We start from the raw sequence: 22373 nt of genomic DNA, 5'->3' as shown, positions 1-22373 counted from the left end.
AATGGACCAATAGTGATCCATTGACGAGGAAGGGACGACATGGCGCGCAGGGTCGACTATCAGCAGGTCACCGACGACTACCACCAGCACCGACAGCTCAAGAAGGGTGCCGCGGGGTGGGTGCTGCTCGCCGGGCTCGGCGTCAGCTACGTCATCTCCGGCGACTTCGCGGGCTGGAACTTCGGTCTCGACGAGGGTGGCTGGGGAGGTCTGCTCACCGCCACCGTGCTCATGGCGGTCATGTACACCTGCATGGTGCTCGGCCTGGCCGAGATGTCCTCCACCCTCCCGACCGCCGGGGCGGGCTACGGTTTCGCCCGCCGGGCGCTCGGCCCGCTGGGCGGCTACGCGACCGGGGTCGCGGTGCTCATCGAGTATGCCGTCGCCCCCGCCGCGATCGCGGTCTTCATCGGCGGCTACGTCGAGGCGCTGGGCCTGTTCGGGCTGACGAACTCCTGGCCGGTCTACCTCGTCGCCTACCTCGTCTTCATCGGCCTGCACATCTGGGGCGTGGGCGAGGCGCTCAAGGTGATGTTCGCGATCACCGCCGTCGCCGTCGTGGCTCTCGTCGCCACCGTCGTCGGGCTGGTGCCGCACTTCGACCCCGCGAACCTCACCGACATCGCGGTCAGCGAGGCCGCGGGCGCCGGCGACCTGCTGCCCTACGGCTTCGCGGGAGCAGTCGCGGCGCTGGTCTACGGCATCTGGTTCTTCCTCGCCGTCGAGGGCGTGCCGCTGGCTGCCGAGGAGACCGCCGACCCCCAGCGCGACATGCCGCGCGGCATCATCGTCGCGATGGGCGTGCTGCTCGTCTTCGCCGCGCTCATGCTGCTGCTCGTCCCCGGCTCGGCCGGCGCCGAGACCGTCCGCACCTCCGACAACCCCCTCCCCGAGGCGCTGCGCGCGGCCCGCGGCGACGACGACTGGATCGCGGGCTTCGTCAACTACGCCGGCCTGGCCGGCCTGATCGCGAGTTTCTTCTCGATCATCTACGCCTACTCCCGGCAGCTGTTCGCGCTGTCGCGGGCCGGCTACCTGCCGCGCTTCCTGTCCCTGACCGGCTCCCGGCAGACGCCGTGGGTGGCGCTCGTCGTCCCCGGCACGATCGGCTTCCTGCTGGCGGCGCTCACCCAGAACGGCGCGCTGCTCATCAACATCGCCGTCTTCGGTGCCACCGTGTCCTACGTCCTGCTCAACCTCTCCCACATCGTGCTGCGCCGTCGCGAGCCCGACCTGGAGCGCGGCTACCGCACGCCTGGCGGGGTCGTCACGACGGGCATCGCGCTGGTGCTCAGCGTCGTGGCGGTCATCGCCACGTTCTTCGTCGACACGACCGCCGCCTGGATCACGGCGGGCGTCTTCGGTGCCTTCGTCGCCTACTTCTGGTTCTACAGCCGCCACCACCTCGTCTCCTCCGCCCCGGAGGAGGAGTTCGACCAGATCAGCTCAGCCGAAGGAGACCTCCGATGACCCATCCCCGCAGCGAGCGCATGCTCACCGTGGACCAGCTCCGGGCGGGGGTCGCCGACGAGAGCATCGAGACGGTGATCGTCGCCTTCACTGACATGCAGGGCCGGCTGCAGGGCAAGTACCTGCACGCCCCCTACTTCGTCGAGCACGCGCTGGGGCACGGGGTCGAGGGCTGCAACTACCTGCTGGCCGTCGACACCGAGATGAACACCGTCGACGGCTACGCCATCTCCTCCTGGGAGGCCGGCTACGGCGACATGGAGTTCACCCTGGACCTGGACACGATCCGCTGGGTCCCGTGGCTGGAGCGCACGGTGATGATCCAGTGCGACCTGGCGCTCACCGACGGCACCCCGGTGCCGATGTCGCCGCGCGCCATGCTCGCCTCGCAGGTCGAGCGGGCGGCGGGGCACGGCTGGTCCGCGGTCGCCGGCACCGAGCTGGAGTTCGTCGTCTACCGCGACTCCTTCGAGGAGGCCTGGACCAAGGGGTATACCGGTCTCACCCCCGCGAACCAGTACAACGTGGACTACTCGATCGTGGGCTCGGGCCGGGTCGAGCCGCTGCTGCGCCGGATCCGGTCGGACATGTGGACGGCCGGCATGACGGTGGAGTCGGCCAAGGGCGAGTGCAACCTCGGCCAGCACGAGATCGGCTTCCTCTTCGACGACGTCGTGACCACCTGCGACAACCACAGCGTCTACAAGACCGGCGCGAAGATGATCGCGGCCGACATGGGCCAGTCGCTGACCTTCATGGCCAAGCCCAACGAGCGGGAGGGCAACTCCTGCCACATCCACCTCTCGCTGCGCGGCCTGGACGGGTCGACGATCTTCTGGGAGGACGGCGGACGCACCGCGCTCTACGACCAGTTCATCGCCGGGGTGCTGGCGACGATGCGCGAGTTCACCCTCTTCTACGCTCCCAACATCAACTCCTACAAGCGCTTCGCCCAGGGCTCTTTCGCCCCGACCGCCGTCGCCTGGGGCCAGGACAACCGGACCTGCTCGGTGCGCACCGTCGGAGAGGGCGCGGGAGCCCGGATGGAGAACCGGGTGCCCGGCGGCGACTGCAACCCCTACCTCGCGGTGGCCGCGATGATGGCCGGTGGCCTGCACGGGATCGAGCAGGAGCTCGAGCTGGAACCCATGATGACCGGCAACGCCTACGAGTCCGACGCCCCGCTGGTGCCGCACACCCTGCGCGAGGCCCGGGATCTCTTCGCGGCCTCCGAGGTCGCGCGGCAGGCCTTCGGGGAGGACGTCGTGGACCACTACGTCAACATGGCGGACGTGGAGATCACCGCCTTCGACGCGGCCGTGACCGACTGGGAGCTGAGGCGGGGGTTCGAGCGTCTGTGAGCCGACCGCGGATCGGGCTGACCACCTACTACAAGGAGGCGGCCTGGGGAGTCTGGCGACGGGAGGCAGCCGTCGTGCCCGGCGTCTACGTCGAGGCAGTCGCCGCGGCAGGAGGGGCGCCACTGCTGCTGCCACCGGTGGGGCTGGACCCCGCCGTCCTCGACGTCCTGGACGCCCTCGTGCTCGTCGGGGGGGCGGACGTCGACGCGGCGCAGTATGCCGCCGCCCCCCACCCGAGCACCGCGCCGGAGCCGGTGCGGGACGCCCCCGAGCTGGCGCTGGCCCGGGCGGCGCTGGAGCGCGAGGTCCCGCTGCTGGCGATCTGCCGCGGGGTGCAGGTGCTCAACGTCGCCCTGGGCGGCACCCTGGAGCAGCACCTGCCCGACCGGCTGGGGCACACGGCATACCAGCCGAGCCCGGGGGTCTTCGGCGAGGTGACCTTCCGCACCGAGCCGGGGTCACGGATCGCCGCGGTGCTCGGGGCGGAGGCCGCCTCGCCGTGCTACCACCACCAGGGCATCGACCGGGTCGCCGACGGCCTGGTCGTCACCGCCCGCTCCGCGGACGGCGTGGTCCAGGCGCTCGAGCCGGCCGACCACGCCGGGTGGGCGATCGGCGTGCAGTTCCACCCGGAGGAGAACCCGGCCGACCGGCGGCTCTTCCGCGCACTGGTCCACCAGGCCGCCACAGGAGAGGAGAGACCGACCGGATGAGCACCACCACCCCCAGCACCACCGACGTCATCAACCCGGCGACCGAGGAGGTCATCACCACCCTCGAGCTGGCCGACGTGGCGCAGACCGACCGCGCGATCGAGACCGCCCAGCGGGCCTTCCAGGACTGGCGGGAGGTCTCGCCCGCCGACCGTGCCCGACTGCTGCGGCGCTTCGCGGCGGTGGTCGACGAGCACGTCGAGGAGCTGGCGCAGCTCGAGGTCGCGAATGCCGGGCACACGATCGGCAACGCCCGCTGGGAGGCGGGCAACGTCCGGGACGTCCTCAACTACTACGCCGGCGCGCCGGAGCGGCCCGGTGGCGAGACGATCCCGGTCGACGGGGGCGTCGCGATGACCTTCGCCGAGCCGCTGGGCGTGGTGGGGGTCATCGTCCCGTGGAACTTCCCGATGCCCATCGCCGGCTGGGCGATCGGCCCGGCGCTGGCGGCCGGCAACACCGTCGTGCTCAAGCCGGCCGAGCTGACCCCGCTCACCGCGCTGCGGCTGGCCGAGCTGGCGCTGGAGGCAGGGATCCCCGAGGGGGTGCTGCAAGTCGTTCCTGGAGCCGGGTCTGTCGTCGGCGAGCGCTTCGTCACCCACCCGCTGGTGCGCAAGGTGGTCTTCACCGGCTCCACCGCGGTCGGCAAGCGGGTCATGGCCGGGTGCGCCGACCAGGTCAAGCGGGTGACCCTCGAGCTCGGCGGCAAGAACGCCAACATCGTCTTCGCCGACGCCGACCTCGACGCGGCGGCTGCGGCGGCCCCGGGCGGGGCCTTCGACAACGCGGGGCAGGACTGCTGCGCCCGGTCCCGGCTGCTGGTGCAGTCGGACGTGCTCGACGCCTTCCTGGAGCGGCTGGAGCCGGCGGTGCGCGGCTTCGTGTGCGGCGACCCGGCCGAGGAGAGCAGCGGTATGGGGCCGCTCATCTCCGCGGCCCAGCGCGAGGTGGTCGCGGGATACGTCGCCGACGCGGAGGTGCTCCTCGCCGGTGACGCCCCGCAGGGACCCGGCTACTGGCACCCGCCGACGGTGCTGCATACCCGAACGGAGCAGGACCCGGCCTTCACCGACGAGATCTTCGGGCCGGTGATCTCGGTGCTGCCGTTCCGCGACGAGGCGGACGCGCTACGGATCGCCAACGACACGGCCTACGGGCTGTCCGGGTCGATCTGGACCCGCGACGTGGGCCGGGCGCTGCGGGTGGCGCGGCGGCTGGAGGCGGGCAACCTCGCCGTCAACAGCCACAGCTCGGTGCGCTACAACACCCCCTTCGGCGGGTTCAAGCAGTCCGGCCTCGGGCGCGAGCTCGGGCCGCACGCGCTGGACGCCTTCTCCGAGACCAAGACCATCTTCGTCGCCACCGGCGAGTGACCCGAGAGGACTGACGTGACCACAGGCAGCGCACCGAGGACGGACCTCACTCAGCGGCTCGCGGGACGGGTCGCCGTCGTGACCGGGGCGGCGAGCGGCATCGGGCTGGCCAGCGCCCGCCGGCTCGCCGCGGAAGGAGCCACGGTGGTGCTCGCGGACATCTGCGAGGACGCCGCGGGCAGCGCGCTCGCGGAGGAGCTGGACGGGATGTTCGTGCGCACCGACGTCACCGACCCGGACCAGGTGGAGCGGCTCTTCGCCACGGCGCGGCAGACCTACGGCAGCGTGGACGTCGCCTTCAACAACGCCGGGATCTCCCCGCCGGACGACGACTCCATCCTGGAGACCGGGCTGGAGGCGTGGCGCCGGGTGCAGGAGGTCAACCTCACCAGCGTCTACCTCTGCTGCAAGGCGGCGCTGCCGCACATGATCGAGCGGGGCCGCGGCTCGATCATCAACACCGCGTCCTTCGTGGCGGTCATGGGCGCGGCGACCTCGCAGATCTCCTACTCCGCGTCCAAGGGCGGGGTGCTGTCCATGACGCGCGAGCTGGGGGTGCAGTTCGCGCGGCAGGGCATCCGGGTCAACGCCCTGTGCCCCGGGCCGGTGAACACCCCGCTGCTGCAGGAGCTCTTCGCCTCCGACCCGGAGCGGGCGCAGCGCCGTCTGGTGCACGTGCCGATGGGGCGTTTCGGAGAGCCGGAGGAGATGGCCGCGGCGGTGGCCTTCCTGGCCAGCGACGACAGCTCGTTCATGACGGCGGCGGAGTTCCTCGTCGACGGTGGGATCAGCTCGGCCTACGTCACTCCGCTGGACGGCTGACCTCGTCGCCGCAGGCCGACCACCGCTGTCTCACGGCCTCCCGGTCTCCCGGTCTGACGGCGCTCCGCACCGGCTGCGCCTCCTGGGCCAGACGCCTACCCGGATCACCCGAGGGCGCGGCGGGCCCCGGCTCCGTAGGGTCGGACCATGGCTGAGGGTCACGCCGTCCACGGGATGGCCGGGCGGGTGCGTCGGCTGCGGGGACAGCCGGGCCGCTCCAGCGGGCCCGTCGTCGAGGACTTCGACCCTGGCCTGCTGGACGGTCTCGTCGTCGACGACGCCGAGGCCCACGGCAAGCACCTGCTGGTGCACGTCGAGGGCACCGCGTGGTCCGGGCACTTCCACCTGGGCATGCACGGGGCCGTGTCCGTGCGCCGCCACCGGCGCGCGCTGGGCGAGGACGGGCTGCCGCGCACCGATCCGCCGGTCCCGGCCGGGCTGGCGTGGCGCTTCCTCACTGCGGCCTACCTGCTCCAGATCACCCGGCCGACGATCTGCGAGCTGCTCGATCCCGCGGGTGTCTCCGCCCTGCACCAGCGGCTCGGCCCGGACCTGCTCCGGGACGACGCCGACCCCGAGGTGGCGGTCGCGCGGCTGCACCGGTCGCGCCGCGCGATCGGGCTGCTGCTGCTCGACCAGTCCGTCGTGTCCGGGATCGGCAACGTCTATCGCGCCGAGCTGCTCTGGCGGGCGCGGATCGACCCCCACTCTCCTGGCAGCGCCGTCCCGGTGGACGCGCTGCGCGCGCTCTGGCAGGACACCATCGACCTCATGACCGTCGGGCTGGGGGCCGGGTGGATCGTCACCCACCCGGACCAGCTCGTCGCCGCACGGGACCTGCTGGTCCGGGAGGAGCCGGTCCCGCGCTGGCGCAAGAACTACGCGGTCTACCTACGCCGCGGCCGACCGTGCCCGCGCTGCGGCGCTGCGGTCGAGGCCGAACGGATGGGCCTGCAGACGGTCTACTGGTGCCCGGGTTGCCAGGTCCTTCACGGCTGACGGCACCATCGGGGAGCCCTCAGAACGGCGGCGCGTCGCCCTCGGGCGGCGCGTCGACCTCGTCACGGAGAGAGCCGTCTCGATCAGTGTCGCTGTCCTCGTCGAGACCCAGCACCCGGTCCACGGTCGGGGTACCCGGGTCCGCGCCGCTGCGGCGCTGCCCCGAGGAGGTCGTCCGGGTGGCCCACATCCAGCCGGCGAGCGGGCCGCCGTGCTCGCCGGAGCCCGGATGGTCGTCACGATCCTCGAGGAAGGCGCCGGGACCACGGTGGGCGAGGGCCGCGTAGAAGGCCCGGGCGAGCAGGTCGCGTCGATCCTCCAGGTCGGCGCGCTCCCCGGGAGGCTCTCCGACGAGGGCGGGGTCGAGCGGCGCGAGGCGGTCCACCGCCGCTAGCAGCTCCTCGTGTCGAGAGGCCGGCGATCCCACTCCACCACGGCCGGACCGGTCAGCACCGGCGCGCGGGTCACCCGCCGTGCCGTCCCCCGTGGCTGCGCCGATGCCCTGCGCCTGCCCGGATCTGAAGCTTCCGCCCTGAGCCGACTCGGATCCGGACCCGTCGCCCACGGCTGCGTCGGCTGGGCGTGCTCCACGTGACTGCTGGGCGTACTGACGGTAGTCGTGGACCCTGGTCGTCTCGACCTGACCGAGCAGCGAGATCCACGTCAGGTCCCGCACGTCGTTGATCTCGCTGAACGCCCACCCGCGGGTCTTGAGCTCGTGCGGCCGCTTCGCGAGCGCCACGAGGTTGGTCTCCGCGGTCGCGCCGCCGGTGCTGTCCTCGGACCAGGGCTGCACATGGTCCAGCTCGCAGACCGCCCCCGGTTGTCGAGAGCCCGGGGACCGCGAGTGCAGGTCGGCGGCCAGCACCTGGCGCCGCATCGCCGCGTCCGGCCGGTAGGAGGCCGTGCTCCGCTCGACCAGCCGACCGTCGGCCGGGTCGATCAGGAGCCGGGACAGAGTCGTCCCCGGGGTCAGCGCGAGCTCACGCAGGTGCCCCGGCACCAGGTAGGCAGGTTGGCGACCGAGGAGCATCCCGACCTCGCTGCTTGATGTGCCGAGCCGGCGGCTCGCATCTCGATCTCCATCTCGATGCCTGCACCCCGCGCAGGCAGCCTGCCCCGCCAGGGCGTCCCAGGGCACCACGACCTGGAGCTCGACCGCGGGCATACCCGTGACGACCCGGGCGATGGATGCACGGTCTGGCGTCACGAGGTGGTCCTCGTCGTCCGGCTGGTCCTCGTCGCCGTGTCCGGGCTCGGGCACCTGACCGTGGACGAGCAGAGTCGCGGCGACGTCGGCCCGCAGCTGGTCCAGCGTGCAAGGATCGCCCTGCTTGCGCAGCAGTCGCGCGGCCCGCTCGATCCGGGTGTGCGCCGCGACGATCGACACCACCGAGCTGGTCACCGACAGCGTGGCCGTCCCGTCGTCGTCGACCTGCACGCTGGCTCGGCGGGCACGGTAGGCGGCGCGCCGCCGCTCTCGCTCGGCCACGACGTCCTCGCCCTCGGCCCGCCGCGCCTCACGCTCCAGCGCGGCCGCGTAGTCCGCCGCGTGCCAGGGACGCTCGCGCACCGCACCATCGGCGTCGAGGCGTTCGGAGACCACCGTCTCCGGGTCGTCGCCGAAGAGCCCCTCGACCACGAGCCCGGCGCCCTCCGCGGGCAGGCTGCCGCACCGCCGCCAGAAGGAGCGCACCATGGGCCAGGTCACCTCTCCCCGGTCCAGGGCCCCCAGCACCGCCGAGCGCACCCCGGCCGGGGCACAGGCGAGGGCCACGAGGTGTCTCGCTTCCGTCACCCCCATCCCGAGCTTGAGCTCCACCTCGGCGCAGGCGGCCCGCTTGGTCTCGGTGCGCCACTTCGCCCGCTGCCCCTGCGTCAGCTCCTCGACGCTGGTGAACCCTTTCTGCGCAAGCACCACTGCCCCGGTGACCGCCACGACCAGCCGGGCTGCCTCGACGAGCCTCGCGTCGAGGCCCGCCCGCGCCGCGGCGATCGTGCCGAGCGCGTCCAGCGCAGCGGACTCCGGCGTCGCCCGCTGCTCCATCGCCGCTGTCGCCATGCCCTGCCTCCCCCTGGAGATCCGGCGCCAGGATCTGGTGCCGTCCCCCCAGCATACTCGAACATGTGTTCGAGTGCAAGGCTCGTCCACACCCCAGCAGACGGGACTCCCGTGACCCAGCACGCACCCCGGCACCTCGACGCCGTCGCGACCGCGCGCGGCTTCGCCGACGGCTCGCTCGCCCCGCCCGAGGTCGTCGCCGAGATCCAGGCGGTCATCGACGCGCGGGAGCCCGAGCTCAACGCCCTGTCCTTCCGCGACGACGTCGAGGGCACGCTGGACCAGGCGCGCGCCTCGGCGCATCGCTGGGAGCAAGGGCGACCGCTGAGCCCGGTCGACGGGCTGACGGTGACGCTCAAGGAGAACGTCGCGCGGGCCGGCGTGCCGATGACGATGGGCTGCGCGGGCGTCGAGCCGGTCGTGCCCGAGGTCGACTCCCCCGTCGCCCGACGCTGCCGCGAGGCCGGTCTCGTCGTGCTCGGCTCCACGGTCATGCCCGACTGGGGCATGCTCTCCTCCGGCGTGTCCAGCCGCCACGGCATCACCCGCTCGCCACTGGACCCGGCCTGGACCACGGGCGGCTCCAGCTCCGGCGCCGGCGCCGCGGCCGCAGGCGGCTACGGACCGCTCCACGTCGGCACCGACATCGGTGGCTCGATCCGGCTGCCGGGCACCTGGCTGGGTCTGGCCACGCTGAAGCCGAGCGCGGGGCGCATACCCCTGCATGCGCCATACCTCGGCCGCGTCGCCGGGCCGATGGCCCGCACCGCCGCCGACTGCGCCCTGCTCATGTCGGTGCTCGCCGGACCGGACCCGGTGGACTGGACCTCGCTGCCCGACCAACGGATCGACTGGACCGACCTCGACCTCGATCTCACCGGGATGCGGGTCGGCCTGTGGACCGAGGCGGGGTATGGCGTCGAGCCGGACCCCGACGTCGTCGCCGCGGTCGAGGCCGCCGCGGCGGAGCTCGAGCACGCCGGCGCGCGGGTCGAGCCGGTCGGACCCTGGCTCACGCAGGACCTGCTCGACGGGATCGACCGGTTCTGGCAGGCCCGTTCGTGGGCCGACTACTCCCGGCTCGCGCCGGCGCAGCAGGCCCGGGTGCTCCCCTACATCGCGGAGTGGGTGTCCCGAGCAGCCGACCTCACCGGCACCGAGGTGATGGACGCCTACCACGCCTTCGGGCAGGTCCAGGCGCGCACGAGCGCGGCGTGGGCCGCCGCCGGCGACCCCGAGGTGCTCCTCTCCCCCGTCGCCCCGGGAGTCGCCTTCCCGGCCGAGCAGCCCATGCCCTACCCGGACGACGGGCGCGGCCTGTGGCACATCAACTTCACGATGCCGTGGAACATGACCGGCCAGCCCGCCGGGACCGTCGACGCGGGCCGGACCGCCGACGGTCGGCCGATCGGGGTACAGGTGGTCGGGCGCCCCTTCGACGACCGCGGGGTGCTGCGCGTCCTGCACGCGCTGGAGCGTCGCTGACGCGGCCCGGAGACGGTCCTCGCCACAACAGGACGTCCGCCCTTCCTGGTCCTAGGGTGAAGAGCATGTCCACCTCAGCCGATGTCGTCGTCGTCGGGGCCGGGCTGGCCGGCCTCACCTGTGCCCGCACCCTGCAGGATGCGGGCGTCGAGGTGCGGGTCCTGGAGGCCGCCGACGCCGTCGGTGGTCGCGTGCGCACCGACGAGGTGGACGGCTTCCTGCTCGACCGCGGCTTCCAGCTGCTCAACCCGGCCTACCCCATGGTCCAGGCGCACGTCGACGTGGCCGCCCTCGGGCTGCAACCCTTCCGCGCCGGCCTGGCCGCGCGGTCGGACCGCACCGACACCCTCCTGGTCATGGCCGACCCCCGGCGCGAGCCCCAGCTCATCGGCCAGACCATGCGCTCGGGCAAGCTGCACCCCTCCAGCCTGGCCTCCCTGGCCCGCTGGGCGGCTCCCGCGATGCGCGCCGAGTGGGCCCTGGCGAGCGGGCAGGACGACGTGTCGCGCCGCGAGTCGATGGACGCCGCCGGCCTGCACGGGCCGCTGCGCCGGGTGGTCGACACCTTCCTCAGCGGGGTGCTGCTGGAAGACGACGGCAGCACCTCCACCGCCTTCACCCATCTGCTGAGCCGCATGTTCGCGCTCGGTCGTCCGGCACTGCCGGAGCGCGGGATGCAGGCGCTCCCCGAGCAGCTCGCCGCCGGGCTGCGCACGCCGGTCGAGCTCGGCACCGAGGTCACCTCGGTCGGACCGCGCAGCGTGCGCACCGCCGGCGGGGAGGAGATCTCGGCCGAGCTCGTCGTCGTCGCCACGGGCGCCGAGGCCGCCGCCGAGCTCACCGGGCATACCGCACCGGAGGCCAAGGGGGTCACCACCCACTGGTATGCCGTGCCCGAGGCACCCATGGACCAGGCGCTGCTCGTCATCGACCAGCGCGAGGCGCGCGGGCCGGTCATCAACACCGCGGTGATGAGCAACGCCGCACCCTCCTACGCCCCGCCCGGTCGTCACCTCGTGCAGGCCAGCAGCCTGCTACGTCCGGGCCAGGAGCCGGTGTCCGACCAGACGGTCCTCACCCAGGTCGGCGGCATCTACGGCGTCCCGACCGGGGACTGGGAGCTGCTGCGGCGCGACGACATCCGGTATGCCCTGCCGGCCCAGCCGGCGCCGCTGCAGGAGCGCACGGCGCTAGAGGTCGAGCCGGGCCTCATCCTGGCCGGGGACCACGTGGACACCGGGTCCATCCAGGGCGCCATGGTGAGCGGGCAGCGGGCCGCCGAGGGCTACCTGCAGCGCCGCTCCGCCTGATCCTGCCCGCAGATCCGGGTTGGTGCTGTTCCGGTGGTCGCGTCGCCGGGGGCGGACGGTGCCAAGAGGGTGTGGGGGTCGCTGTTCGGACGAGCATCGAGGACCTCACCTTCTCCTGGCCGCTGCTGCTGGCGCTCGGGCTGCTGGCCATCGGTCTCCACGCCTGGTCGGGTCGGATCCGCGCCGTCCTGCTGCGGTCATGGCCCAGCCAGACCCTGCACCTCGCCCCGCTCTACCTCGGCGCCGCCCTGCTCCTGACCCAGCTCGCGGCCCTCGCCCCGCTCGCGCTCGGTGCCGTGCTCCTCGTCCTGGCGCTGGTGTCCTTCGCCCTGGGTGTCCTGGCGGTGCTCTGGCTCCCCCGACCGCTGACACCCCGGTGGCTGCAGGAGGCCCCTCGGTGGAAGGACCCGGTATGACGCCGCCCGACCTGGACATCCACGTCGAGCCGCCGCCCGGCTGGGCACAAATCCAGCAGGAGCCGGACGACGACGGATCCGTGCTCCTGACCATCGCCCCGCAGAGCTGGGCCGAGGAACTGGGTCTGCGGCCCAACCTCGTGATCGGCCTGGGCGCACCGACGCAGGAGAGCGTCCGGGCGGTCGCCACGCAGACCGCCGCCACCCTGCTCGCCATGGGGCCCGGGCACCGGATGATCGCCTGGGACCTGTGGCATGACGACGCCGGTCGCCGGTTGCTGTCGACCTGGCCCAGCGGTGATGCCCTGGTCTGCACGACGACGTGGCTGCGACTGGAGGGAGACCGGCCGCTGTCCCTCACCGCCACGGTCGACTCCGACCGCTACCTCCGGGTCATGCCGCTGATCTCCGCCTGCGTCGACAGCCTGCGGGTGCAGCGCTCTCCGTCCCCGGAGGCGAAGAATGCCTGAACCGCGACTCGACGACTTCTGGCGTGCCAGGGGAGAGGCCCTGGAGGACCTGTCCCGGCTGCACGGCTCGCAGCACTGGGAGCCGGACGGGGTGCGGCTGTCCCGCGACGCCTTCGTCGCCCTGGCCCAGGTCGGCCGCCGGCGGGTCGGGGCGGCGCGCGTCAAGGACGAGGCAGCCGCGACCGAGCTGGAGTCCGTCGGGCTGGTGGACGGAGCAGGGCGGCTGACCGACGACGGCATGACCACCCATGCGGTGCTGAGCACCGCTGACAGGCGTATCCGGGTGGAGAGCGCCGCGTCCGGCGTGCCCGGCACCTACGAGGCCGCACGGCGCCAGGGAGCGGTCGTGGTCTGGGCCACGGATTCCCCGGCGTCGTGGGACGGGCGGACGACGCTGGGGCGCGACCGGCTGGCCTCGGCGACGTCCGGGACGCTGCTCTGGTTGCCCACGATGCAGCTGCCGACGGACCTGGCGGCCTGGCTGCAGGTCGGACCCTCCTGGCCGATGGACCTGCCCCCCGACGCGATCGCGACCGACCTGGTCACCGCCCGGATGGACGACCCCCGTGCCCCGGCACCAGACGGCGCCGCCGAGTTCCTGCGTGAGGTGTGGGCCCAGCCATGGTTCACCTGGACCATCACCACGGACACCGAGCACCGGCTCGCCGGCATCCACGCCGGCCGGCACGGTCATCTCCGGCTCCAGGACCACGGCAGCTCCTTGGTGACCCTCGGCGCCCTCCCGTCCGAGGCCTTCTTCTCCATCCTCGTCGGGATGAGCATGCTGTGACCACACCGGAGGAGAAGCGCAGGCGCGCAGGGCTGATGCGTGAGGTGGCCGGCACGATCACCACCAAGGGTGGGTTGCTGGACGACGACCTCGACACGCTGCTGCAGCGCTACCCGGAGTCACCCGACGGTGTGTGGTGGGGCAGCGCCGCGACGGACTTCTACGACGGGGTCCGCGACGTGCGGCGCGAGGTCCGCCCGCTGCGGGACGACGTCCTCGACTACGCAGAGCGGTGCCGCACCCGGGCACGGGAGCTGGAGGACGAGGCGGACGCACAGGAAGCGGCTCAGTCGGCTGACTGAGCGCGTCCCGCCGCGGGAGAGCCGCGGAGCCGGCGTCAGGCGTCGCGCAGCTCTCGCTTGAGGATCTTGCCGGTCGCGCCCTTGGGCAGCTCCTCGATCGTCGTGACCGTGCGGGGGTACTTGTAGGGCGCCACCTGGCTCTTGACGTGCTCGATCAGCTCGGCCTCGGTGGCCTCGGCGTCCGGCGCCAGCACGACGTAGGCGGCGACCTCCTCACCGAGCTCCTCGTGCGGGACGCCGATGACCGCTGCCTCGGCGACCGCCGGGTGCTCGTAGAGCAGCTCCTCGATCTCGCGCGGGTAGATGTTGAGCCCGCCGCGGATGATCATGTCCTTCTTGCGGTCGACGATGAAGAAGAAGCCGTCCTCGTCGACGCGGGCGAGGTCGCCGGAGTGGAACCAGCCGTCGGCGTCGATGGCCTCGGCCGTGGCGTCCGGCCGGTTCCAGTAGCCCTTCATGATGTTCTCGCCACGGATGCAGATCTCCCCCACCGCGTCGGGGTCGTCAGAATCGCGCGAGTCGACGTCCGCCCCGTCCGGCCCGGCGAGCTTCATCTCCACCCCACGGATCGGTATACCGATCGAGCCCGCCTTGCGCTCGCGGTCCGGGTGGTTGAAGGAGGCGACCGGTGAGGTCTCGGACAGGCCGTACCCCTCGAGGATGGTGGCGTCGAAGGTCTCCTCGAACTTCTTCATCACCTCCAGCGGCAGGCTGGCGCCGCCGGAGATCGCGGTGCGCAGCGTCGTGAGGTCCGGGGCCGTGTCGGCGGCGGCCGCGGCGGCGAGCATCGCGCCGTACATCGTCGGGACGCCCTCGAAGACGGTGACCTTGTCCCGGGCGATGACCTCCAGTGCTTGGCCGGGTCGAAGCGCGGGAGCATCGTCAGCGCCGCGCCGGCGTGGAAGGCGGTGTTCATGCCGCAGGTCATGCCGAAGACGTGGAAGAGCGGCAGGCAGCCCATGACGACGTCGTCACCGTCGAGGTGGATGAGCGTCTCGGTGGTCGCGAGCTGGTTGGTCTGGAGGTTGTCGCACGTGAGCTCGGCGCCCTTGGGACGCCCCGTGGTGCCGGAGGTGTAGAGGATCACGGCGGTGTCGCCGCCGTCGCGGGGGACGATCTGCTCCACCGGATCCACCGCCTCCTCGCCGTCCACGTAGGGGCTCAGCCCCTCGGGGCCGACGGTGAGCAACCGGGTCCCCGTCGCCTCGGTCGCCGCGGTGGCGTCCTCGCCCGGCATGGCCGCGAGCAGCGCTGCACCGGAGTCCTCGAGGTAGAACTGGATCTCCCGCTTCTTGAAGAGCGGGTTCATCGGCACCACGACCCCGCCGAGCCGGAGCGTCGCGTAGTAGAGGATCGGGAAGGCGGGGACGTTGGGCAGCATCAGCGCCACCCGGTCACCCTCGCCCACGCTCTGCGCCCGCAACCATCCCGCCAGCCGCCCGACGGACTCCTCGACGTCGGCATACGTGAGGACCGTGTCGTCGAGGATCACCGCCCGCGCGTCGGGGTGGGCCTGCGCCGTGGCGGCGAGGTTATGGGCGAGATTGGCGCTGGTCATCGGTGACCCTCCCTGCGAGCGGTATGCGTGCCCCGATCCTGCCAAAGGTCGGCACCCCCCGCTAGGCTGGCCGCCGCGGGAGGGAGGACCGTGCCACAGATCGACATCGCCGCCACGAAGGCGGCCGCGGAGGACTTGAGCGAGGGCGGCGACGCGCTGGACGGCGCCGCCGGCTCCGTCGCCGTCGCCGACCTCACGGGTCAGCTGCGCGGGTCGTCCACGGCCGGGGTGCTCGCCGACCTGCAGAGCACCGGGCGCCTGCGGTTGTCGGACGCCGCACGGGAGCTCGGGACGCTGGCCGAGGGCATGACGACCTTGGCCGACAACACCGGCGACGCCACGGGTGAGCGATGAGCCTCGACATCCCCGACTGGATGGTCAGCGACGACGGTCCCGTCCGGACCGCCGCACGGGGCCTGCGCGATGCGGCCGACGTCGTCGACGACGAGCGCGCCGGCCTGCGCCGCACGCTCGGCGAGGCGGCTGCGGCGCTCGGGTGGGAGGGCCAGATCACCGACCGCGCCGACGAGGCGGCCGACCCGGCGCAGGACGGGCTGCGGATCATGCAGGAGGACCTGCGTGCCGCCGGTGACGCCCTGGACGGCCTGGCCGGCGCGCTGGACCAGCACACGCCGACGCTGCGCGACATCCAGCGGGACTGGGACGCCCTCCACGCCGACCGGCCACGCACCGAGGTGCGTGGCGACGTGGGCGAGGACGTGAGCGTCATCGACTGGGCCGAGGTGCGACGTCGGGAGGACGCCCTGCGTGACCGCACCGAGCACCCGAAGGAGATGCTGCGCACCGCCGACCGGGGCTGTCGGGACACCCTCGCGCAGGTCCGGTCCTCGCTGGCCGGTCTGCAGCCCGGCTCCTCCACCGCCAGCTTCACCCGGTCGCAGGCACCCGAGGGGGCGTGGCAGGTCTTCCGGGATCACGGCCTGGCCAACACGCGCGCCGACGAGGCCCTGCTCGCCCGGATCGCGCAGGCGGAGGACCCCAACGCCGTGCGCGCCCTGCTGGACGAGCTCGACCAGGAGCGGCTGGCCGGCTTCCTGCAGCGCAACCCGCACGTGATGGCGGCGCTCGCCACGGACTACGAGCCGCGCAACGCCGACGACGCCGTGCTCTCCGGGCTCTGGAACGCCATCGGTGAGCTCGAGAACGGTCAGGTGACCGACCCCCGCGCGATCGCGGACATCCGCGACTACTGGGCCGGGCTCACCCCGCAGGAGCAGCAGCGCATGCGGCTGCTCTACCCGACCCTGATCGGCAGCCTCGACGGCATACCGGTGGAGCACCGAGCGGCCGCCAACCGGTTGCTCGTCGAGAGCGCGATCGACCTCGAGCAGCAGCGGCTGGCGATCCTGCAGGCGATGCCGGACAACGCCGCCACCCGCGAGGACGTGCTGCAGACCGTGCCAGGGTGGTACCCGGACTGGGTCGCCGAGAAGATCGTGGACGGCCTCATGCACGACAAGGCGCAGAGGCTGCTCCACGACTTCCGGCTGCGGGACCAAGAGGTGGAGCGGTCCCGGAAGCGGCGGGCGTTCTATAACAACCTCCTCGCGCCGGTTCCCGAGCTGCGTTTCTCCGACGTCACGGACGACTCTGGGCTCGTGCTGTCCGGCGACCACCGCGCGATCCTCCTCTTCGATCCACGGGGGGACGGACGGTATGCCGAGTGGCACGGCGAGTTCGACACCGAGAACGTCGGGATCTTCGTACCGGGAACGACGACGGACATGGCCAACATCGCCAAGTACCGCGATAACATGGCGAAGGTCGCACGACGTGGGACGAGCACCATCACCTGGATGGGCATCGACCTGCCCAACTCCGTGGCCTCTGACGCGACGCAGACGCGCTACTCCGAGGATGGTGGTCAGGCGCTGCTCCGCTTCGTGGAAGGGCTAGGCATGCCCGAGCGGGCGGTCACAGCGGTGGGCCACTCGGCGGGGGGTGGCATCGTCGGCTTCGCCGACGTCTACGGCATGGACGTCGACCGCACTCTCCTCATCGCGCCCTCGGGATCGGGGCTGGGGCTGCACCGCCCTCTGCCCTGGCCGCTCGCCCCGCGGGGCGCGAAGCCGAGCACCCCTGAGTCTTACCCGGCGCACACCTGGGACGATGAGGCCCGCGACGTGCAGCGGTTCACCATGACCGCCCCGGGCGACACCGTCCGCCTTGCGCAGGAGTCCGAGAACGTCCGCTGGTGGGTGGGCCTGCCGGAGGACTGGGGGCACGGCAACGACCCGATCGACACCGACCAGTTCACCCGTCTGGAGACGGGACGGTGGCTCGAGCCCCTCCCACGCTCCTACTACCGGAGGGGATCGAGGTCGGTGACCGGCTCGAAGGGGCGGACGCCCACACTTGGGTCGTGACCCCCTCCACAGATTCCTGGACCAACCTCGTCGGGGTGATGACTGGGGGTGAGGTCATCCCCTACCGCGAGGACGGAGACTGGATCAACCCGGACAACCTCTACGACGACCCCGGCTACCCTGGCACCGACCCAGTGCCCATCGACGATCTGGAGTCTCCGTGGGAGCAAAGCCAGCCCGAGATCATGGTCCCGGGCCCCCTCGACGGGAGCATCGGCAGCGGTGGCGGCTCGACGTGAGGCGGGCGGGCACCGGGTTGGCCCTCGTGGCAACCATGCTCACGGGGTGTGCGGTCGATCGCGGCGACGATCCCTCCACCTCCTCGCCAGCCCCCACGACAGAAGGAACCACCATGAGCGGAACCGCCGAGGATGCCGCACGCGCGCAGCAACCCCCGGTGCGGGAGATCCTGCAGGCTTTGTGGGACCAGTTCGACCTGCCGAACAAGCCCGGCCTCGACGAGCACAAGGATCCAGGTGGCCTCCGCGCTTGTCTCTTCACTGCGTCTTCCGACAGCACGTCATGGGCTGAGACAGCACGACTTCGGGTATCTGAGGTCAAGGACCCGGCACTCGAGGCGCGGCAGGCTCAGCTCGCACGCGACTGGTTGGAGGAGAATGGGTGGGAGGAACTCGACAACCCCGCACCTGAGGGAGACCTGGTGAGCTACCACCGGAACGCCGAAGGGTTCACCGTCACTCTCACTCCGTGGGGAGATGCCCGTGTGCAGGTGGACGTGCAGTCGCCCTGCTTCGACGAACAGGGTCGTCAGGTGGGATGACGCTGCCTGAGTGGTCGCGATGCACGAGAATCCATCCACCTGTCGGTCACACCGGGGTGCCGCGCAGGTTGGTGCACTGGCGCTGACCGCTCTCGGTGGCTGTTCGCTGCTGGCCGAGGACGATACCCGCATCACCACCCCCGGTGGCGCCGTGGTGACGGCCCGCGCCGACGAGGCAGCGGCGGGGGAGCAGCAGCCCCGCGTGCGGGAGATCCTGCAGGACCTGTGGGACCAGTTCGACCTGCCGGACAAACCGAAGCTCGAGGAGCAGATGGCGCCGGGTGGTCTCAGGGCCTGCACCCTCGACACGAAGTCCAACATCTCGGCTTGGGCCGAGACAGCTCGGCTGCGTGTCTCAGCAGGGGAGAACCCCGAGCTGGAGGCCGAGCAGGCAGAGCTCGTGCGCGCCTGGCTGGACGACAACGGCTGGGAACGCATCGACAACCCCGCCCCCGAGTCGAGCCCAGTGACCTACCACCGCAACGACGACGGGTTCACGGTCACCGTGGCACCCCAGCTCGACGCCCGCGTCATCCTGGATGTGGAGTCTCCCTGCTTCGACGACCAGGGACGGCGGGTCTCCTGAGCCACCCTGGTCATGCTCGGCGGGGCACGAGCGACCACTTGCGGCGCCCGCCGGCGGTGGTCAGCGCAACGAGTCCACCGTGTCGATCTCCTCGACCGGCTTGTCGTCGCGGTAGCGCAGCACCCGGGCGAAGCGCAGCGCGACGCCACCGGGATAGCGTCGCGACGTCTGCACCGCGTCGTAGGCGATCTCGACGACCTGCTCGGGCCGGACGTGCACCACGTGCCCCTCGCGCGAGGTCTCCAGCCCCAGGAACCGCTCGGTCTGCCAGGCCAGCAGCTCGTCGGTCATGCCCTTGAAGGTCTTGCCCACCATGACGAGCTCGCCGTCGGCGCCGCGCGCCGCCAGGTGGATGTTGGACAACCAGCCCTCCCGCCGGCCGCTGCCCCACTCGACCCCGGTGACGACCAGGTCGGCGGTGCGCCTCGGCTTGACCTTGACCCAGCCCGCGCCCCGGCGCCCCGCCGCGTAGGACGCCTGGGGGTCCTTGACCACGACGCCCTCGTGCCCCTGCGCCACCACCCGGTCGAAGAAGTCCTGCACCGCGCCGACGTCGCTGGTGCTCAGCCGCTCCACCACGAGGTCGGGGGCGAGATCGGCCAGCGCCGCCCAGCGCTCGTGCGCCGGCTCGTCGACGAGGTCCCGGCCGTCGAGGTGCAGCAGGTCGAAGAGGTAGGTCGTCACCGGGGTCGTGCGCGCGAGCTCGGCCGGGTCGGTGCGGGAGGCGGTGCGGGCCCCGGTGACCTGGAACGGCTCAGGTCGACCCTCGGCGTCGAGCGCGATCACCTCGCCGTCCAGCACCGCCGAGCGGGCCGGGAGCGCCTCGATCGCCGCGACGACCTCGGGCAGCCGGTCGGTGATCTCCTCCAGGCTCCGGGTGAACAGCCGGACGGTCGCGCCGCGGTCGCCGCGCTCGCCCTCCCGGTCGAGATGTGCCTGCAGCCGGATGCCGTCGAGCTTGAGGTCGAGCGCCACCTCGCGCGAGCCGTCCACCGCGGAGGCGATGTCCGGCTCGGAGCCGGCGAGCATGGGCCGCAGCGGTCGACCCACCTCGAGCCGCACCTGCTCCAGCGCAGCCGCGCCACCGGCCAGCGCGGCCCGCGCCACGGGCCCGGGGAAGCCGGCGAGCATGACCGCCCGCCGCACCAGCGGCTCCGGCACGTCGGCGGCCTGCGCGACGGCCGGGAGCAGCACCCCGTCGCCGGCACCCTGGCGCAGCTCCCCGGTGAGGAGCCCGACGAGCCACTGCTGCTGCTGTGCGGTGGCCCGACCGAGCAGGTCGGCCAGCGCGGTCGCCCGGGCCGCGGTCGACCCGGCTCCGGACAGCGCCTTGAGCTCGCTCAGCGCATCGTCCACCTCCAGCACGGACAGCGTTGCCTCGTCCGCCGGCGCGGGCCGGTCGCGCAGGCTGCGCCACCCCACCCCGACGGTGCGCTGCGGGAGGGTCCCGGCGAGGTAGTCCGCCACGACCTCGACCTCGCGCTCGTCACCGCCCTGGGCTGCCTCGGCCAGGGCCTCGGCGAGCAGGGCGGTCTTCGCGGTGCGCGACCGCGTCGCCGCCACCGCCGCGGACGTCTCGGTCACCCGGGCCAGCTGCATACCGGCAGTCTGACGCACACCGGTGACAGACGTCGCGGTCGGCAGCCCGGCCCGCGGCCCGCCGAGATTTGACCAACTCCTTACCCGGCTTATACCCACCCTTTGCCGATCCGGGCCTAGCGTGGGTGATGTCGATCGACGTGGGGCGTTGCTCTGGTGACGCACCTGCTGCGATCGGCCGGACACGTCCACGACGATGTGGACCGGACGCGGGCTTCACCCCCTGCGCGTCCGCCCCGGTCCCAGACCGTCGGGGTGGGTGATGTGTCCGTCGAGGAGGGCGCGTCGGCTGTCACGGGACCGACGCGCCCTCCCTCATTCCCCTCACGCCACCACCGCCGAGCCACGTCCGAGATGCAGTGTCCGCGCTGGCACGGGGGCTAACCCCCCACCGGATCGGGGGAGCACACCCTCCCCGACGCTCCGCGTCCTGACTACGTTGGGGTGGTATGAGCGCAGACACCGCCCACCCGGACGGGCCCCCGGACCTCGAGCCGGTCGGCATGGCCCGCCTCGTGCGCAGCCCGGGGGACGATCCGAGGGTCGCACCCGTCGAGGACACGCCGGCCACGGCGCCCGTGCTCCCCCGCGCCCGAGAGGGCGGACCGGTCGGCTGGTTGCTCGAGGCCTGGTGGACCATCTGCTACGTCGTCACCGGCCTGTTCACCGCGGTCTTCGCCCTCACCCTGGCCGGCGTCGCCATCGGCGGCTTCGCCGCGCTCCTCGGCATGGGCGCCGGGGTGCTCATCCTCGTCCCCGCGCTCTGGGGCTCGTTCGCCCTGTCCCGGCTGGAGCGGCACCGCATCGCCGCCTTCCTGGGGGTCGACATCGGCGAGCGGGGCCCGTCGACCGCCCCCGCCTGGCGCCGCGTGCTCGGCCTGGACGAGGCCCGGCTCCGGGCCCTCGGGTGGGCCGGGCTGCACGGTCTGTGGGGGCTCATCTCCAGCTCACTGGGGCTCGTGCTCCTCGTCAACGGGGTGCTCCTGGCGACGATGCCGCTGTGGGCGTGGCTCGGCGACGGCGTCTCGATCATGGGCCTGCTCCGGGTCGGCTCGACCCTGGAGATGACGGTGGCCTGGCTCATCGGGGTCGCGCTCGTCCTGGGTATGCCGTGGATCGCGCGGGGCCTGGCCAGCGTCGACGTCGTGCTGGCCCGCTGGCTCATCGGCGAGGACGCGCAGGCGCGGCTGCGCGAGATGAGCGAGCGCGTCGACACCCTGACGACCACCCGTGAGGACACCCTCGACTCGGTCGAGGCGGAGCGACGGCGGATCGAGCGCGACCTGCACGACGGGCCCCAGCAGCGCCTGGTCTCCATCGCCATGAGCCTGGGTCTGGCCCGGGACGCGCTGGACCGCGACAGCGACGGCGCCGACCCGGAAGCGGCCCGACGGGTGCGCGAGCTGCTCGACGAGGCGCACTCCTCCAGCAAGGACGCCATCACCGAGATGCGGCAGGTCGCACGCGGCATCGTGCCGCCGATCCTCACCGACCGCGGGCTGGACGCCGCCGTGTCGGCCCTGGCGGCCCGGAGCCCGGTGCCGGTCACGGTCAGCAGCCGGCTGCCGCCCGGTCGGCTCGACCCGACGGTCGAGGCCATCGCCTACTTCTCGGTCTCGGAGGCCCTGACCAACATCGCCAAGCACGCGCGGGCGGACCGGGCCACCGTCGAGCTGGGCACCGCCCGCGGCCTCACCGGCGACCTGCTGGCCATCACCGTGACCGATGATGGGGACGGCGGCGCCGTCGTCGGCGGCGGCAGCGGCCTCACCGGTCTGCGGCAACGCGTCGGCGCGGTGGACGGGCAGCTCCACGTGCACTCGCCCGTGGGCTCCGGCACCACGGTCGCCATCACCCTCCCCCTGCGCGAGAGGACCACCCGATGAGCA

General features: G+C 72.5%; 20 protein-coding genes and 1 pseudogene. 18 read left to right on the top strand and 3 right to left on the bottom strand.

Annotated elements, in window-relative coordinates; genetic code table 11:
* Positions 1-39: 39 nt before the first annotated feature.
* The 6 genes from eat (at position 40) to BJF86_RS13580 (ending at position 6738) form a co-directional block, all read left to right on the top strand.
* Positions 40-1470, top strand: a complete 1431-nt coding sequence (eat, locus tag BJF86_RS13605) for an ethanolamine permease (protein ID WP_075819739.1) — start codon at positions 40-42, stop codon at positions 1468-1470.
* Positions 1467-2831 (top strand): glutamine synthetase family protein, encoded by a 1365-nt coding sequence (locus tag BJF86_RS13600; RefSeq protein WP_075819737.1) that lies wholly within the window; start codon positions 1467-1469, stop codon positions 2829-2831. Before eat ends, BJF86_RS13600 begins: the two co-directional genes overlap by 4 nt.
* Positions 2828-3544 carry a gamma-glutamyl-gamma-aminobutyrate hydrolase family protein gene (locus BJF86_RS13595; RefSeq protein WP_075819735.1) on the top strand — a complete coding sequence of 239 codons (717 nt, stop codon included), beginning with the start codon at positions 2828-2830 and terminating at the stop codon, positions 3542-3544. The genes BJF86_RS13600 and BJF86_RS13595 overlap by 4 nt, the downstream gene beginning before the upstream one ends.
* Positions 3541-4917 (top strand): aldehyde dehydrogenase family protein, encoded by a 1377-nt coding sequence (locus BJF86_RS13590; RefSeq protein WP_075819733.1) that lies wholly within the window; start codon positions 3541-3543, stop codon positions 4915-4917. Before BJF86_RS13595 ends, BJF86_RS13590 begins: the two co-directional genes overlap by 4 nt.
* Before the next feature lie 15 nt (positions 4918-4932).
* A complete protein-coding gene (locus BJF86_RS13585) occupies positions 4933-5739 on the top strand; it encodes a 3-oxoacyl-ACP reductase (RefSeq protein ID WP_075819732.1) in 807 nt (268 codons plus the stop codon).
* A 147-nt stretch (positions 5740-5886) separates the two neighbouring features.
* Complete coding sequence (locus tag BJF86_RS13580; RefSeq protein WP_075819730.1) at positions 5887-6738, top strand: Fpg/Nei family DNA glycosylase; 852 nt, start codon at positions 5887-5889, stop codon at positions 6736-6738.
* A 19-nt stretch (positions 6739-6757) separates the two neighbouring features.
* Here the strand turns inward: BJF86_RS13580 and BJF86_RS13575 are convergent, their stop codons facing one another.
* On the bottom strand, positions 6758-8800 hold the full coding sequence (locus tag BJF86_RS13575) for an HNH endonuclease (RefSeq protein ID WP_143553852.1): 2043 nt from the start codon (positions 8798-8800) through the stop codon (positions 6758-6760).
* Positions 8801-8911: 111 nt separating this feature from the next.
* Between BJF86_RS13575 and BJF86_RS13570 the strand changes: the two genes are divergently transcribed.
* The 6 genes from BJF86_RS13570 (at position 8912) to BJF86_RS13545 (ending at position 13573) form a co-directional block, all read left to right on the top strand.
* Positions 8912-10285, top strand: a complete 1374-nt coding sequence (locus BJF86_RS13570) for an amidase (RefSeq protein WP_075819726.1) — start codon at positions 8912-8914, stop codon at positions 10283-10285.
* A 65-nt stretch (positions 10286-10350) separates the two neighbouring features.
* Positions 10351-11595, top strand: coding sequence for an NAD(P)/FAD-dependent oxidoreductase (locus tag BJF86_RS13565; protein WP_075819724.1), 1245 nt, complete (start codon positions 10351-10353; stop codon positions 11593-11595).
* 71 nt (positions 11596-11666) lie between these two features.
* A complete protein-coding gene (locus BJF86_RS13560; RefSeq protein WP_075819722.1) occupies positions 11667-12011 on the top strand; it encodes a hypothetical protein in 345 nt (114 codons plus the stop codon).
* Positions 12008-12481, top strand: a complete 474-nt coding sequence (locus tag BJF86_RS13555; protein ID WP_075819720.1) for a hypothetical protein — start codon at positions 12008-12010, stop codon at positions 12479-12481. Before BJF86_RS13560 ends, BJF86_RS13555 begins: the two co-directional genes overlap by 4 nt.
* Entirely contained in the window at positions 12474-13271 is a 798-nt protein-coding gene (locus BJF86_RS13550; RefSeq protein ID WP_075819718.1) for a hypothetical protein, read from the top strand. Before BJF86_RS13555 ends, BJF86_RS13550 begins: the two co-directional genes overlap by 8 nt.
* Complete coding sequence (locus tag BJF86_RS13545) at positions 13268-13573, top strand: hypothetical protein (RefSeq protein ID WP_075819716.1); 306 nt, start codon at positions 13268-13270, stop codon at positions 13571-13573. The genes BJF86_RS13550 and BJF86_RS13545 overlap by 4 nt, the downstream gene beginning before the upstream one ends.
* 35 nt (positions 13574-13608) lie before the next feature.
* Here BJF86_RS13545 and BJF86_RS13540 read toward each other — a convergent pair.
* Positions 13609-15131: pseudogene (locus BJF86_RS13540) on the bottom strand (long-chain-fatty-acid--CoA ligase).
* A 90-nt stretch (positions 15132-15221) separates the two neighbouring features.
* On the opposite strand from BJF86_RS13540, the gene BJF86_RS13535 reads away from it, so the two are divergent.
* The 5 genes from BJF86_RS13535 to BJF86_RS13515 all read left to right on the top strand — a co-directional run bounded on the left by BJF86_RS13535 (position 15222) and on the right by BJF86_RS13515 (position 18885).
* Complete coding sequence (locus BJF86_RS13535; protein ID WP_075819714.1) at positions 15222-15485, top strand: hypothetical protein; 264 nt, start codon at positions 15222-15224, stop codon at positions 15483-15485.
* Entirely contained in the window at positions 15482-17518 is a 2037-nt protein-coding gene (locus BJF86_RS13530) for an alpha/beta hydrolase (RefSeq protein ID WP_075819712.1), read from the top strand. Before BJF86_RS13535 ends, BJF86_RS13530 begins: the two co-directional genes overlap by 4 nt.
* Entirely contained in the window at positions 17515-17757 is a 243-nt protein-coding gene (locus BJF86_RS13525; RefSeq protein WP_143553849.1) for a hypothetical protein, read from the top strand. The genes BJF86_RS13530 and BJF86_RS13525 overlap by 4 nt, the downstream gene beginning before the upstream one ends.
* A gap of 113 nt (positions 17758-17870) precedes the next feature.
* Entirely contained in the window at positions 17871-18299 is a 429-nt protein-coding gene (locus BJF86_RS13520; protein ID WP_075811634.1) for a hypothetical protein, read from the top strand.
* Between the two features lie 151 nt (positions 18300-18450).
* The gene (locus BJF86_RS13515) at positions 18451-18885 is read left to right on the top strand and encodes a hypothetical protein (protein WP_143553848.1); all 435 of its coding nucleotides are present in this window, start codon (positions 18451-18453) and stop codon (positions 18883-18885) included.
* Between the two features lie 60 nt (positions 18886-18945).
* Here BJF86_RS13515 and BJF86_RS13510 read toward each other — a convergent pair whose 3' ends face one another.
* Entirely contained in the window at positions 18946-20484 is a 1539-nt protein-coding gene (locus BJF86_RS13510) for an ATP-dependent DNA ligase (RefSeq protein ID WP_075819706.1), read from the bottom strand.
* Positions 20485-20933: 449 nt separating this feature from the next.
* Between BJF86_RS13510 and BJF86_RS13505 the strand changes: the two genes are divergently transcribed.
* Positions 20934-22370: a sensor histidine kinase gene (locus BJF86_RS13505; RefSeq protein WP_083653108.1), complete on the top strand. Its 1437-nt coding sequence runs from the start codon at positions 20934-20936 to the stop codon at positions 22368-22370.
* Positions 22371-22373: the final 3 nt, after the last annotated feature.

The sequence above is a fragment of the Serinicoccus sp. CNJ-927 genome (assembly GCF_001942435.1).
GTDB classification, from domain to species: domain Bacteria; phylum Actinomycetota; class Actinomycetes; order Actinomycetales; family Dermatophilaceae; genus Ornithinicoccus; species Ornithinicoccus marinus.
Note: the sequence above shows the minus strand (reverse complement) of the source record. Positions and strands in the feature narration are given on the sequence as shown.

Bases quoted from the DNA above. Each gene is read 5' to 3' on its own strand.
- BJF86_RS13520 (WP_075811634.1), top strand. From the start codon at position 17,871: ATGAGCGGAACCGCCGAGGATGCCGCACGCGCGCAGCAACCCCCGGTG.
- BJF86_RS13510 (WP_075819706.1), bottom strand. From the start codon at position 20,484: ATGCAGCTGGCCCGGGTGACCGAGACGTCCGCGGCGGTGGCGGCGACG.
- BJF86_RS13580 (WP_075819730.1), top strand. From the start codon at position 5,887: ATGGCTGAGGGTCACGCCGTCCACGGGATGGCCGGGCGGGTGCGTCGG.
- BJF86_RS13565 (WP_075819724.1), top strand. From the start codon at position 10,351: ATGTCCACCTCAGCCGATGTCGTCGTCGTCGGGGCCGGGCTGGCCGGC.
- eat (WP_075819739.1), top strand. From the start codon at position 40: ATGGCGCGCAGGGTCGACTATCAGCAGGTCACCGACGACTACCACCAG.
- BJF86_RS13530 (WP_075819712.1), top strand. From the start codon at position 15,482: ATGAGCCTCGACATCCCCGACTGGATGGTCAGCGACGACGGTCCCGTC.
- BJF86_RS13505 (WP_083653108.1), top strand. From the start codon at position 20,934: ATGAGCGCAGACACCGCCCACCCGGACGGGCCCCCGGACCTCGAGCCG.
- BJF86_RS13600 (WP_075819737.1), top strand. From the start codon at position 1,467: ATGACCCATCCCCGCAGCGAGCGCATGCTCACCGTGGACCAGCTCCGG.
- BJF86_RS13550 (WP_075819718.1), top strand. From the start codon at position 12,474: ATGCCTGAACCGCGACTCGACGACTTCTGGCGTGCCAGGGGAGAGGCC.
- BJF86_RS13555 (WP_075819720.1), top strand. From the start codon at position 12,008: ATGACGCCGCCCGACCTGGACATCCACGTCGAGCCGCCGCCCGGCTGG.
- BJF86_RS13590 (WP_075819733.1), top strand. From the start codon at position 3,541: ATGAGCACCACCACCCCCAGCACCACCGACGTCATCAACCCGGCGACC.
- BJF86_RS13575 (WP_143553852.1), bottom strand. From the start codon at position 8,800: ATGGCGACAGCGGCGATGGAGCAGCGGGCGACGCCGGAGTCCGCTGCG.